At 38.3% G+C, this 13,596-nt stretch carries 9 protein-coding genes and 2 pseudogenes; 6 read left to right on the top strand and 5 right to left on the bottom strand.

The annotated features are described in order from the left end of the window. Positions 1-7: 7 nt before the first annotated feature. Positions 8-1,702, bottom strand: coding sequence for a photopexin PpxA (gene ppxA / locus B0X70_RS25665; RefSeq protein ID WP_264302087.1), 1,695 nt, complete (start codon positions 1,700-1,702; stop codon positions 8-10). A 323-nt stretch (positions 1,703-2,025) separates the two neighbouring features. Here ppxA and B0X70_RS21875 point away from each other — a divergent pair, with 323 nt between their 5' ends. Next, entirely contained in the window at positions 2,026-2,919 is an 894-nt protein-coding gene (locus tag B0X70_RS21875; protein WP_217470390.1) for a hypothetical protein, read from the top strand. 216 nt (positions 2,920-3,135) lie between these two features. Here the strand turns inward: B0X70_RS21875 and B0X70_RS21870 are convergent, their stop codons facing one another. Then, entirely contained in the window at positions 3,136-4,098 is a 963-nt protein-coding gene (locus B0X70_RS21870; protein WP_036780427.1) for a fucose-binding lectin II, read from the bottom strand. A gap of 775 nt (positions 4,099-4,873) precedes the next feature. On the opposite strand from B0X70_RS21870, the gene B0X70_RS21865 reads away from it, so the two are divergent. From B0X70_RS21865 to B0X70_RS21845, 5 genes and pseudogenes are all read left to right on the top strand, one after another. Beyond that, on the top strand, positions 4,874-5,887 hold the full coding sequence (locus B0X70_RS21865) for an Rpn family recombination-promoting nuclease/putative transposase (RefSeq protein WP_217470389.1): 1,014 nt from the start codon (positions 4,874-4,876) through the stop codon (positions 5,885-5,887). A 37-nt stretch (positions 5,888-5,924) separates the two neighbouring features. Next, positions 5,925-6,287, top strand: a pseudogene (locus B0X70_RS21860) (ISNCY family transposase); the annotation flags it as partial. Between the two features lie 148 nt (positions 6,288-6,435). Beyond that, positions 6,436-6,772: pseudogene (locus B0X70_RS21855) on the top strand (transposase); the annotation flags it as partial. Between the two features lie 208 nt (positions 6,773-6,980). Next, the gene (locus B0X70_RS21850; RefSeq protein WP_217470387.1) at positions 6,981-7,541 is read left to right on the top strand and encodes a rhomboid family intramembrane serine protease; all 561 of its coding nucleotides are present in this window, start codon (positions 6,981-6,983) and stop codon (positions 7,539-7,541) included. Between the two features lie 487 nt (positions 7,542-8,028). Then, positions 8,029-10,155 carry a M48 family metallopeptidase gene (locus tag B0X70_RS21845; protein ID WP_217470386.1) on the top strand — a complete coding sequence of 709 codons (2,127 nt, stop codon included), beginning with the start codon at positions 8,029-8,031 and terminating at the stop codon, positions 10,153-10,155. 76 nt (positions 10,156-10,231) lie between these two features. On the opposite strand, the gene B0X70_RS21840 is transcribed toward B0X70_RS21845, so the two are convergent. From B0X70_RS21840 to B0X70_RS21835, 3 genes are all read right to left on the bottom strand, one after another. Then, the gene (locus tag B0X70_RS21840; protein ID WP_214069665.1) at positions 10,232-11,680 is read right to left on the bottom strand and encodes a flavin-containing monooxygenase; all 1,449 of its coding nucleotides are present in this window, start codon (positions 11,678-11,680) and stop codon (positions 10,232-10,234) included. Between the two features lie 219 nt (positions 11,681-11,899). Next, positions 11,900-12,037, bottom strand: coding sequence for a helix-turn-helix domain-containing protein (locus tag B0X70_RS26110; RefSeq protein ID WP_472853264.1), 138 nt, complete (start codon positions 12,035-12,037; stop codon positions 11,900-11,902). Positions 12,038-12,214: 177 nt separating this feature from the next. Beyond that, positions 12,215-13,213 (bottom strand): fucose-binding lectin II, encoded by a 999-nt coding sequence (locus B0X70_RS21835; RefSeq protein ID WP_217470385.1) that lies wholly within the window; start codon positions 13,211-13,213, stop codon positions 12,215-12,217. Between the last annotated feature and the right edge of the window lie 383 nt (positions 13,214-13,596).

Here is a 13,596-nt window from a genome sequence, read left to right as displayed (position 1 = left end):
TTTTGTCTCATGATAATGGCCAATTCAACACTACCACACTATCATCATAATTGTCATTGGAACCATTGTTAGCGCCGATAATGGCTGATCCCGGTTTTGCTTCGAGTGTGTTATAGGCATAACGGAGTTTGCTGGGTTTACCATCGCCTATAATCTCGATGCAGACTTTACCGGTACCTGATGTGTAGGTCCTAACATCCGTTATGTGACTTATCCCCTTACCAGTTAAAGTATCGACTAATCGGTCGTCGATATAGACATTGATTGTTTGTTGATGAGCGTCACTATTTACGTAGGCAGTCAGGCCAAATCGAATACTTTGAGGTAATTGGAAACAGTGTTTACCGGTATTATTAATCCCACATGTTCCGCCGCATTTTATATTGATATCACTGCCTAATGCATTTGGATCAACTGACACTGCCGCTTGAATTTTATTGAAAGTGACGCCTTTCCATTTAGTTTGAATAAGCTCGGGTTTACCATACAGACTATTCAACATCAGATGTAAGCGGAGATACTCATTGCCTTTGAAAAGATAGATAAAATAACCGGTGTTCCGCCATAAAATAGCGGCGTCTAAATTTGCACTAAATTTCGCGTATTCCCCGGTAATTCTCCATCTTTCTGCTATAGTTTTCTTGTCAATGGTATGTGAGCTAACGGTATAATTGATACATTCTTTGCCTTTAAAGAAACAGACAATATCTTTTTTCGTATCTATCCACTCTGTGGCGGCGTCGATCCCGTTTTCAAATTCCGTTCCTGCTAATCCCGGCCATCCCTCAATAATGGATTTTGGTCCGTCAATCACTTGTACTTTTGCAATATCAAATTTAAGATATTGCGAGCCTTTAAAGAAATACAAACAACCATTTAAATTAATCACATCATCAATATGCCTTTGAAACTCGATAGGCAGATTAGGCCAATTATTACGGATAGGTTGAGGGTAACCTGTATCGATATTATTTAATGGGTCATTATATTTAATATTTTCTGAGTTAAGGAAGAAATAGGTATTTGTATTACTGTCATTGCCCATCTCGTTGCCTAATAAATCCATATCAATTGGCACCGCAGCTTGAACTCTTTTGAAGGTCACTCCACGCCAATTAGCGCCAATAGGGGCTTGACCATCAATGGTATTCGATTTCAGATTAATCCTGATGTTCGAATCGTCTTTGAACAGGAACAGAAAAGGGCTGCCAATATTTGTCCATAGAATAGCTGTATCCAGATTTTCACTAAATTCTGAGTATTGTTCTGTTATCCCCCATCTATCTGCGATAGTTTTTTTACTAATAGTATGTGTACTCACCATATAATCAATACAATCACTGCCTTTAAAGAAACAGACGACATCTGTCATACCCGTTTTTTCTACATAGGGCCATTCTGTGGCGGCGTCGATCCCGTTTTCAAATTCTGTTCCTGCTAATCCAGGCCATCCTTCTATAATGGGTTTCGGTCCGTCAATCACTTTTGCTTTGGCGATATCAAATTTAAGATATTGTGAGCCTTTAAAAAAATACAAAAAACCATTTAAATTAATCACATCATCAATATGTCTTTGAAATTCGATAGGAAGATCAGGCCAATCGTTATTTATAGGCCGGGGATAACCGATGTCTGCCTCATACGATTTCTGATTGTGTCTAATGTTTCCTGAGCCAAGGAAAAGATAACTTGATGTATTCATTGATATATCCTTGTTGGTGGTTGGGATTTAATATGTTGTTTAAATTTATTTTTTACAACAGAAATAGATGAAAATAACATTAAGATACACCGATTTAACTCTGCCATATTGATCATCTGTCTGGTGAATAGGGAAATTTATATTATTTAAATTAATCCTGATGATAGGTTATAAGCAAGACTATATATTAACAACTCATTAATGGATTTAATATTGTTGGATTTTATGTGGATTACTTTATTTAAGAATTAAAGATGAACTTATATGAGGTATAAAATACAAGATTAATATGTAATTTTATTTTTATAGGAGATATTTTAGTCATGAAATTAGAACAACATGAAAGTTCAATCTCAATTGAAAGTTTCTCTAATTCCACTGCGGTTCCAATAACGGTATGGGAACCAAATTTATATCCTGAAGGTAGATGGATAGATGCGACAACACAGAGAGCTGGAGTGTTGTTTAAGGACTCAGGTTATGGGACTAGCGCTTGGGATATCATCAGTGTTGGGGGAAGAAAATCTTTCAAGGCACAAACTTTGTCTAAATTTGGCAATATCGGTAGTCACTGTCTCGGGATTGCAACAGACACACCGGTTGATGCCAGACATTGTTATTGTGAACTTGACCTGTTTTGTAATCCATATCCTGACATTTCAGTGAGTGTGTTATCCAGGAAAACGAGTGCAAGCGGGACATATCAAAATATTGGTTACGGCTATATGGCGATTCACTTGACTGGTGGGTATCAAGGTAAGCCTCAATGGATGCCATCGAACATTTCATTAGGTACTTCGATTGATACTGCAACGCCTTATGTCATGGTTTGGAATCTTCAAGCTAATTTGATTCAGTCAGTTAATTTTGTTGGCAAACAGATAGATGGTATTTATAAAGGGCAACCGACACTAGGTAATACTCATTCTGGTGTTCCACTGAATTATGAATGGCCGAAGAATTCTTGGTCGCGTTGGCGTATTGGATTGCTTGCGGCAAATAATGGTACATTAATCATTGAGTGGTATAACACTGTGGCAGATAAATGGAAGGTAGAGCTTTGCCAATATAATATGAACACGCTGATGACGGGAAATCTTGCGTCTGGTCAGATAGGGATTATTTCTGGTATGTCTTCTCAGGCTACCACAGTAGATCAACAAAATTCTCTTTACCGAACACCGTTTGATCGAGCGATATTTTTTCAAGATTTTTAATATGGAATACTGAGTCTGATTATTTAACCATCTTGTGTGATATATACCAAGGGGCTTTCTTCCTGGCCCCATAATTGTTGTAATATAGAAAAGTGATTTTAATTATAATCTTATTATCGTTGTTAAATGTGGCGTACAAGAAAAGCGGTATAATACCGCTTTAATTGATTAGTAAATGTTTTTTCTTGTGGTGAAGTTTACCAAAGTATTTTTAATTTACACCAGCGGCCAATTTAATATTACTACACAGTCATTGTAATTATTATTGGTACCATTTTCAGCACCGATAATGACTGTTCCCGGTTTTCCATCGAGGGTGTTATCGAAATAACGTAGTTTGCTAGGTTTGCCATTTCCTTCAATTTCAATACAAACTTTTCCTGTACCTGATGTGTAGGTTTTGGTCGCCATCGGATTATTTGTGCCTTTACCGGTTAATGTATCTACCAGAAGGTCGTTAATATACACTTTTACCGTTTGCTGAATGTTCGTATTATTATAGGCTGTCAGGCCAAATTGAATATTTTTAGGTAATTGGAAACAGTGTTTACCGGTGTCATTGGTGCCGCATTCTCCACCACAATTTGAGGGTTTGGTAGGCGGACAAGGGTCATTGATTTTTTCCATTTTCCACTGGTCTACCTTATGTACTTTACGAGCGCTATTACCAGAAAGAGATACACCATATAACGTGTTTGGTTTGTTGGCATTACCATAACTATTAAGGAAACCTTTATTTCCCCATCGATTATGTAGGCTGATAATTGCTCCTTCTATGATATTTCCCTTTATAGAATAAGGTGTCTCGCAATAAATAATCCACTCTAATGTTTTTGGAGAATATGTATTTATATCAGATGTGACTATCGGATGTATTTCTCCACTTGGTACCGGTTGATTTGGGCCATCATAATATCCCAAATAACCACCATCGCAGAAAGCCAGATTATGAAGCAAAATAATATCATCATTAATTATTTCGCTGCCGATAGCTTTTCCCGTTCCTGATTGTATTCGCCATATTACCCCTAGATCAGAAAAGGAAGGAGCTACAGTTAATACGTTATGTTTTGCTCCCGGGATGTCGTTACTTCCGTGTGTACTGAGATATCCTCCTTGCCAGTTATTGTAACCATTTAATATTCTTACTGTATCGCCATATTTAAGTATATCTGCCATAATTTATCCTTAATGTTTGTGGTTTATTTTTAACAATGAGTATGATACTGAAATTACCCTGGCTTAATTATTCTGTTTCATAATTTTATGGGTTATTTCAGAATAGGTTATTAAAATCAGCGAAATGCTCAATTTTTTTGTAATCCTAAAAAAATGATTAACGCTTGATTTGGATTAATTATGAATATTAATGGTTGTTGAAGAAAGGCAGAGGATTTGTTTCTTGCTTCTGACAATGAATATATCACTAAAAATTCCTTTACTTAATTTTCGATATTTTTATCTTGAACTGTAAAAAATAGCATTTACTGATTTATTTACATTGTTTATTAAGTTAAATTATTTAATCGTGATGGGAAAATAAAACTTAATTTTTATTGACACGAAGGATACAACCCTAATAGATTGATACTTTGATATAAATAACATTTATACCCAATAGATCATCTGGATGGAACTCAGTCCAATTTTTTCGATCTGAATATTCAAGATTAACGAAAATATAAATAATCAATGTTTTGATAAAGGGATTATTATTATGCGAATGAAAATTAAAAACTAATTTAAATTAATGGCTTTCATAAAGTAATTATTGTAAATATAATATTTTCTCATTTTTCCTTTTCTGATATTTGATTCTTTAGGCTCTTCTATTAATGCATTCGGTAAAGATTTGCCTGAGGAAATCTGAGACAATGTTTTTTATGACTTGGTAGAAATACTATACCTTGGCAATGAGTGGTAATGACTAACTAATAAGACAGAGAAACAGATTGTGGTAAAGAAAGAAAAACAACGACCTCACCATGACGCGTTATTCAAGCATTTTTTAACGCAGCCCGAAACGGCCAGGGAATTTTTATCCCTTTATCTGCCCGAAGAGATCCAGTCGTTGTGTGATTTAGCCACATTGAAACTGGAATCCGGCAGTTTTGTGGATCGGGATTTACGTCAACTGCACAGTGATGTGCTCTACTCGGTTGAAACAGCTAGGGGACAGGGCTATATCTATTGTCTGATTGAGCATCAGTCCACTCCTGACCCGCTGATGGCCTGGCGGCTGATGTATTATGCCATGTTAGCAATGGCGGCCCACCTGAAAAAAGGCCATACTGAACTCCCTTTGGTAGCGCCGCTGCTGTTTTATCATGGGGAGGTTCGGCCGTATCCTTACTCAAACCGGTGGCTGGATTGTTTTACGCTCCCTGAACAGGCTGCTCGCTTATACCACCAGGCGTTTCCGTTGGTGGACGTCAGTGTGCTCAGCGATGAAGAGATCCTGACACATAAAGGGGTTGCCCTGATGGAACTGGTGCAAAAACATATTCGCTGCCGGGATATGCAGGAATGGCTTCTCCAATTGGTGGAACTCTTGAATGCGGGTTATAATACAACCGAGCAGCGCAATGTGGTGTTACGCTATATTTTACTGAATGGACATACGCCGGATCTCTCCCAATTTGTCCATCAACTGATTGAACAATCTCCGGAGCATGAAACGATGTTGATGACTATTGCAGAACAGCTTGAACAAAAAGGGCTTGAGCGAGGTATCAAGCAAGGTATTGAGCTAGGTCGAGAGGAAGGCCGAGAGGAAGGCCGAGAGGAAGGTCGAGAGGAAGGTCGAGAAGAAGGTCGAGAAGAAGGTCGAGAAGAAGGTATTGAGCTAGGCCGAGAGAAAGGTAAAGTGGAAACGGCTCGTGCCTTATTACGGCATGGCGTGAGTTTGGACATTATTGTCACCAGTACCGGACTGAGCCGGGATAAAATTGAAGCGTTAAAGCATTAAATTAATCTTCTCTTTTACAGTAAAATGCCGATATTCAAGATCGGCATTTTTGTTTTTATTTTTACTGAATGGACATACGCCGGATCTCTCCCAATTTGTCCATCAACTGATTGAACAATCTCCGGAGCATGAAACGATGTTGATGACTATTGCAGAACAGCTTGAACAAAAAGGGTTTGAGCGAGGTATCAAGCAAGGTATTGAGCTAGGTCGAGAGGAAAGCCGAGAGGAAGGTCGAGAGGAAGGTCGAGAGGAAGGTCGAGAAGAAGGTATTGAGCTAGGCCGAGAGAAAGGTAAAGTGGAAACGGCTCGTGCCTTATTACGGCATGGCGTGAGTTTGGACATTATTGTCGCCAGTACCGGACTGAGCCGGGATAAAATTGAAGCGTTAAAGCATTAAATTCATCTTCTCTTTTACAGCAAAATGCCGATATTCAAGATCGGCATTTTTGTTCTTATTTATAGAGAGCGGAATGACACCTTATTAAACATAAAATTATCCATCAGCACCTTCTATTATTACTGACATAAATGGGTATCGTGTGGCGAAGGGCAGCGCTGATGGGTATTTAAAAGGGCAACAGAAACTATAGTGATACTAGGAAAAAACCAAAAACATTATTTTCATGCTGAAACTCTTACATTGATTTTGGATAATTACAGTATCCATAAAAGCCGACTGATCAGTGATTGGCTGGCCCGTCATCCTAAATTTAACCTATTGTTTTTATCCGTTTATTCTCCCCGGCTGAATAAAATTGAGCGTCTGTGGCAATCCTTGCATGAAACGGTGACATGAAATCATGGCTGTCAGTATGTGTGGCGGTTGCTTGAGAAAGTGAAAACGTTTTTAAATTCATCCCCTACATGAATAGCAGAGAATAAAAAGAGTCGGTGTCCATATAAGTTATTTATGATTGTTTTTTATCACCAAACCGAATTGGTTGCGCCAAAATAGAATTTAGTTTTTACATTAAAACTGTTAAATTATGAACTTTCAGGATATGATGGTGGTAGTATCAACTCTGCTTATAACACCTTTATTGAGATAAAATTCATTTTGATTTCCAATGAATCATAAGGCAACAACACAGTGAAAACAGGGCTAAAACAACGCTTTCGTATGCTAATAGGATTAGCAGTAATACTGAACATAATACAATTGTTTGATACTTTAACCGGTGGCGCACTAAGTAATTTAGGCATCATTCCTCGATACTCCCGAGGGTTAATTGGTATTCCGCTATCTCCATTCCTGCATGGTGACTGGGGGCACTTATTCAGCAATCTCCCCGCATTATTAGTATTGAGTGCGTTACTAATGGCACACTCTATACGTTATTATGTGATAGCCAGCCTGTTTATTATCTTTGTGGGCGGAACATTAGTTTGGTTATTTGGGCGCACGGCTATTCATATAGGTGCCAGCGGATGGATTTTTGGTCTATGGGGATTGCTGCTGGCTAACGCCTTTTTCCTGAGAAGAGTAAAAGATTTCTTCTTTGCGATTCTGGTGTTTGTGTACTACGGTGGGATTGTGTTTGGCTTATTACCGTGGCAAGAGGATATTTCAACGGAAGGCCATATTTTTGGTGCGATATCTGGGCTGGTTTTCTCTTGGCTGTCGAAGAGATGGGTAATAACGAGCCATTAGTTTTATGGCATCGGGGATAGGCCGTAAGTAGATTATCCCCATTTCAGATATTCATGAATAGTATACCCTATGGATTTCAAGATGCATCGCGACGGCAAGGGAGCGAATCCCCGGGAGCATAGAGAACTATGTGACCGGGGTGAGTGAGTGTAGCCAACAAAGAGGCAACTTGAAAGATGACGGGTATAAACAGTAAAAAAATAAACTTGGTTACCTTTATGCCAGGAATAAATGAATGACCATTTAAAATGGAATGACGAATTAGGGTATTGAAGAGTGCGATATTGCGATTTTAGCCCTAATCTCATTTCTGAATTAAGAATCATATTCTATATCATTTGAAAGAACTCAATTTATCTCTCACTTTATTAACCCTGTTTTTTAAACAGAACAATGAACTCTATTTTCATGAAGTAAGAATTTTATTTGTGTTTTAAAAAAAACCAAATAATATAACGTCAATAAAAGTATAAATAGGACATATCCAATGCGTAATAGACTTTTTCTTTGGTTACTTGCTTTGCCGTTAGTATTAAGTTGTTATGGTGGCTGGCAATATTACCGAACCAGTGAACTGACTGAATCCCTCGATAGTATTAAATTATTACATGCCAAAGCGACACAGTTGTTGCAAACTGATCCCAATATTACAATGAAATTCGGCGACACTTCTTTTACCGTCAATCAAATCCTCAATAGAACAGATGAAATAATTAATAGCAAAGAAGCCACATTCAGCGAGTTTCAGTCAATTTTAGATCTAGGGACGATTGGCGGCGGCGTATTATCACTGCTATTAGGGGGATTTGCGATTTTGCTATGTATACGCAGTGGTATTGTGGCTCGCAAATCCCGCGATGAATTATTGAGGGTATTTGATCGCTGTCGTCGGTTACTACCTTTTATTCTTATCGGACAAATGACATTAATTGGCCTCGGTATTTTTTCCCTGATCAGCTACGAAATACTTTGGTTTATTGGTAATTTTGAAATGAGAGGTGGCGGGGCAAAAATTGTTGCTGTTGCGGGCGTGATAGCATTGGCAATTCTGTGGTGCATCATTAAGGGTATTGCGAAACTCAAACACTGTTTTGTTATGTTTTCCCCTTCGGCTTCCCATTTGATGGGAAAAGCAGTGACTCCAGAGGAAGCTCCTGGCCTATGGCAATGGATCAATGAGTTAGCTGAACAAGTTGGTACAGCGCCGCCAGACAATATTGTTGTCGGTTTGACGGAATGTTTCTTTGTGACTTCCTACCCTGTTTGCATCAATAATGAGCAGGTACTTGAAGGTCGTACCTTATATTTTCCGCTAATCTATGGAGCATTGTTAAGCCGTGAAGAATCCGCAGCGGTGATCGGTCATGAATTGGGGCACTTTACCGGTGAAGATACTACCTACAGTCTCCACTTTTCACCTATCTACGCAGGAATGAGCCGCAGCATCGATGTGATGATTAGTAATATCAAGGATAGAGAAGATTACTATAGCCGCCTGGTGATGAGTCCTTCCATTTATTTGGGTATCTTCTTCATCCAACAATTTGATTTTGCGGTGAATCATTGGAGCCGTATCCGTGAATATGCCGCCGATGCGGTGGGTGCCAGGTTGAGTAGCGCTCAAGCTATTTCTAGCGCTCTACTACGTATTTCTGCGGTGAGCGAGTCAATTAACCAGCAATTGTCAGTGTTGTTTGCAGGTAAATTGAAAGCCGATGATCTATTGCCTGTCATTATTGATAACCTGCGCGAAAATGGCATTCCTGATGCGGGCCAGTTCTTGGAAAATGAGCTTACTCACCCTACGGATACCCATCCAACAACTAAATCACGTATTGAAGCATTAGAGTTGCCAATAGAACAGGAATTGCTGGATTATGCTTCGCGTCCGGTTGAAGCAGGACATTACAATAATATTGATGATCTATTTACTGATGCTAAAGCGCTTTCAGTGGAATTAACACAAAACCTGTCAGGTGAAATTGATGAGTATTATCAAGAGCAGAAACAAATTTGGGAAGAACAGGCGGTATCGGCATCTGAAACTATCACTTTGACCGTATCCAGTAAACGTAATCTTATGTTTATTTCGCCTTTTATTTTTATGATTATGGTGGGCAGTGGGTTCTTTTTGTCTTTCGCTATAAAAGAAACCAATTCAGAGCATATATTAGAGGCAATTTTTTTAGTCTCCGCACTAATTGCTTTAGTCAATTTACCTTGTTTGTTATTCGCAATTATCATCTATAAACGCTGCAAAAATAGCATGATAATTTGGGAGCCAACAAAAATCAGCGGCCCTGATTTTCAGACATCTTATCCTCTGCATAATATTATTGATTTCAATTATACGACTTTTGATTCCTTCTTCTTAAAAGTGAGGACATTAACGCTTGAGCTGGCAGATAATGCCACTCTGCCAGATATGACGCCTAAAAAACGATTAGGTAGAGGAAAATTACGGAAGAAAAAACGCCATCTCTTTTATGGTTTTCTAGGAACGCTGAAAGCCAATGGTAAAAAAATATCTGATGGAGAAGTTATTGAAATGATCCATAACTATCTTCAAGCCGCTCATGCCCGACATGCTTTAAATCAGCATCAATCCGATTAATAACAACAACCAGCCCGTTTGTGATAACGGGCTGGTAATAATGAAATATAACCACTGATTTTTTAACTTCGTGCAGTTATATCCATTTCAACGCGGCATCATCTACAGGCTGCCCCAAAACTTGTTTATCTTTTTTGTAATCATGTGGAATCCGCCAGGTTGAGCTATATCCCTGACGAGGAAGCAAGTCCTTTGCACGTTTTACGTAACCAGCTCGCAAGGCGCCAAAAATATGCTCGTCCTCCTGCATCTCACCCCGTTCAGCATGTGGCGTCACAACGGTAGCGCCGCGACGGTCCATTTCGTTCAACAAACGGCAGATATAATCCGCGGATAGATCAACTTTCAACGTCCAGGCGTTATTGATATAACCAAACAGACAGGCAAAATTGGGGACATTCTGTATCAACGTTCCCTTATAAAGCATGCGATCATGAGCTTGCTGTTTTTGCCCATCAATAGAGAGTTCAATTCCACCAATAAAATGTAATTTCAGCCCAGTCGCTGTAACAATAATATCTGCGGGTAATTCCTTACCTGATTGTAATAAGATACTGTTTTCAGTTATACGTTCAATATAGTCAGTAACGATAGAAGCCTTACCTTCTTTTAGTACCTTAAATAGGTTATTACTGGGAATAAAACAGAGCCGTTCATCCCACGGCATGTATTTTGGCGTCAAATGTTTCATGTCAAAATCTGGGCCGACACGTTTGCGAGCAGATGACAGTAAAAGTGATCTCAATAAATTAGGTAAATGTCGACTTGTTTTATAAACTAAGCGCTGGAAAAAGAGATTGCGATTTCTACTCAATGTGTAAATCCAGCTCTGTGGAATAATGCCTTTGCAGAACTCTGCTATTTTATCTCTTCCTGGGATTGAAAGAATATAACTCGGGGAGCGCTGTAGCATCGTGATATGGGCAGTATCATGTGCCATTGCAGGCAGTAAAGTGACTGCTGTTGCGCCACTACCAATGACAACAACCCGTTTTCCTTTGTAATTCAATTCCTCAGGCCAGAGTTGAGGATGAATTACTGGGCCTTTAAAATCTTTAATGCCGGGGAATTCAGGTAAATGAGGTTCATCATAGTTATAATAACCTGTTGCCGCGACGAGAAAACGACAAGTAAATTGCTGAGTTTCTCCACTGATTTCGTCAATCGCGGTAACGGTCCACTGGCGAGCCGCATTTGACCAGTCAGTATGCGTGATTTTTAGCCCAAACTTTATTTTCTTATCAAGGTCATACTCTTTTGCCGTTGCATGGATATAACTTCTAATTGAAGGCCCATCGGCAAAAACACTGGTATCCGTCCAAGGGCGGAATTTATAGCCATAGCTCATCATATCTGAATCTGAGCGAATGCCGGGATAGCGAAATAAATCCCAAGTACCGCCTATCCTCTGGCGACGTTCTAAGATAATGAACTTCTTATCAGGACATTTCCTTGTTAAATGACATGCTGTACCAATGCCTGCAATACCAGCGCCAATAATCAAAACATCATAATGGTTATTCACTGTCTCTCTCCTACAAGGTCATTTTTTGATGAGTTGAAACTCACCTAGCTAAAGCAATGTGATTCTTGTCATTATTGACATTAGCATAGCAATATGAAATTGCTTTAGTCTTACATTGCTCATTACCAGTATTTGGTGTGTCAATATTCCCTGCCGCCACAAGTAAATAATTAGCCTGAGAATATTTTCACCCTTTAATATGAATATTGAGTGCCGTGTTTAAATCACGTTATAGACGAAACAAACACAACCAAAAATTTTCTCAAGCATTTTTGTCTGCTCTTGAATCAATATTGTATGATACAAGGATTTCGAAGTGAACCTGACAGAACTTGGCGGAAGGGAGATAAGATGCATTTTATTGATTGAATATCTTTCCAAAATTTAGATCTTAGTCATTCATGGGGAGGTTTTTAGGTTAATTCGATAAAATAATCCAGAGAACAGGATATTCTCTGAATTATTTTAAAGATGTGAAGTTGTTCAATGGGTTTTAATTTTTACTTATTGCTGGCTGATCCCGCCTAATCATTTTCATATTAGGGGCCAGTTCAATACCACCACGCTATCGTTATAATTTCCCTCGGTACCACTTTCAGCGCCAATAATGACTGAGCCGGGTTTTCCGTCAAGGGTATTATAGGCGTAACGGAGTTTACAGGGTTTGCCATCTCCTATAATCTCGATACAGACTTTTCCTGTACCGGATGTATAGGCTTTAGTATCTATTCTTTTGCCGGTTAATGTGTCTACCAGAAGATCGTCAATATAGACTTTTACAATTTGTTGATGGGTGGTTGTATTTGTATAAGCTGTCAGACCAAATCGAATACTTTGAGGTAATTGGAAACAGTATTTGCCGGTGTCATTGGCGCCGCATGTTCCGCTACAGCCTCCATTATTTCCTCGGTCACTGCCTAATAAATCGATGTCAATCAATACCGCTGCTTGAGCTGTTTTGAAGGCTCCTCCGGTATAATTAGTAACAGGAGCTGGTCCATATACAGTATTTGATTGTGGATTAAATACCATATAATGATTATCTTTGAAGAGAGCAATCGCAGAATTTATTCTCCATGTAGCAGCATCCAGGTTTTTACTAAATGCTGGGTATTTCTTTGTTACTTCCCATCGGTCTGAGATAGATTTTCGCTTAATCGTATGTGAGTTTACGATATAATCAATGCAATCACTGCCTTTAAAGAAACAAACACTATTTGTCGTTAATTCTATGGCTGCATCTATCCCATTTTCGAATTCGGTTCCTTTCAATCCGGGCCATCCTTCTGCAATAGATTTCGGTCCATCAGTTACCTTAGCTTTTGCGATATTGAATTTAACGTATTGCGAGCCTTTAAAAAAATATAAATAACCATTTAAATTAATCACGTCATCAAGATGTCTTTGAAACTCGATAGGGAGATCAGGCCAATCGTTACTGATAGGTTTAGGGTAGTTTGTATCTACTTTACGTAATGTGTCATTATATCTGCCGTTATCTGCATTAAGGAATAAATAAACATGTAGATTCATTAATATATATCCTTCATGGTTTTTAAGCTTGTGATTGATTTTGCACATTTGTTAAGTTTTCTGTTCACAGATAAAATATAGCAATAATAATATTAAAACTATTTGGAGAAACAGAAAAATTCACACTGTGAAAACTAATATAAAAGATAGATTGTGGCAATGCTATATATTAATAGATTATTTATTGATTTGATGATGTTGTTTTTTTGCAAAAATTCAAATATATACTATGAGGTAAGGCTTATATTGCGAAATTAAATTTCAAAACACTATTTTATATCTATATTTAATTTGTAATTATAACAATAACATATTAAAAATATATTAAATTGATAATATTTTTATATAAAAAGCGGCATATAATACCGCTTTAATGTATTAAT

It is taken from the genome of Photorhabdus akhurstii, from assembly GCF_019090985.1.
Taxonomy (GTDB): Bacteria; Pseudomonadota; Gammaproteobacteria; order Enterobacterales; family Enterobacteriaceae; genus Photorhabdus; species Photorhabdus akhurstii.
Note: the sequence above shows the minus strand (reverse complement) of the source record. Positions and strands in the feature narration are given on the sequence as shown.

Bases quoted from the DNA above. Each gene is read 5' to 3' on its own strand.
- ppxA (WP_264302087.1), bottom strand. From the start codon at position 1,702: ATGAATACATCAAGTTATCTTTTCCTTGGCTCAGGAAACATTAGACAC.
- B0X70_RS21875 (WP_217470390.1), top strand. From the start codon at position 2,026: ATGAAATTAGAACAACATGAAAGTTCAATCTCAATTGAAAGTTTCTCT.
- B0X70_RS21870 (WP_036780427.1), bottom strand. From the start codon at position 4,098: ATGGCAGATATACTTAAATATGGCGATACAGTAAGAATATTAAATGGT.
- B0X70_RS21845 (WP_217470386.1), top strand. From the start codon at position 8,029: ATGCGTAATAGACTTTTTCTTTGGTTACTTGCTTTGCCGTTAGTATTA.
- B0X70_RS26110 (WP_472853264.1), bottom strand. From the start codon at position 12,037: ATGCATCTTATCTCCCTTCCGCCAAGTTCTGTCAGGTTCACTTCGAAA.
- B0X70_RS21835 (WP_217470385.1), bottom strand. From the start codon at position 13,213: ATGAATCTACATGTTTATTTATTCCTTAATGCAGATAACGGCAGATAT.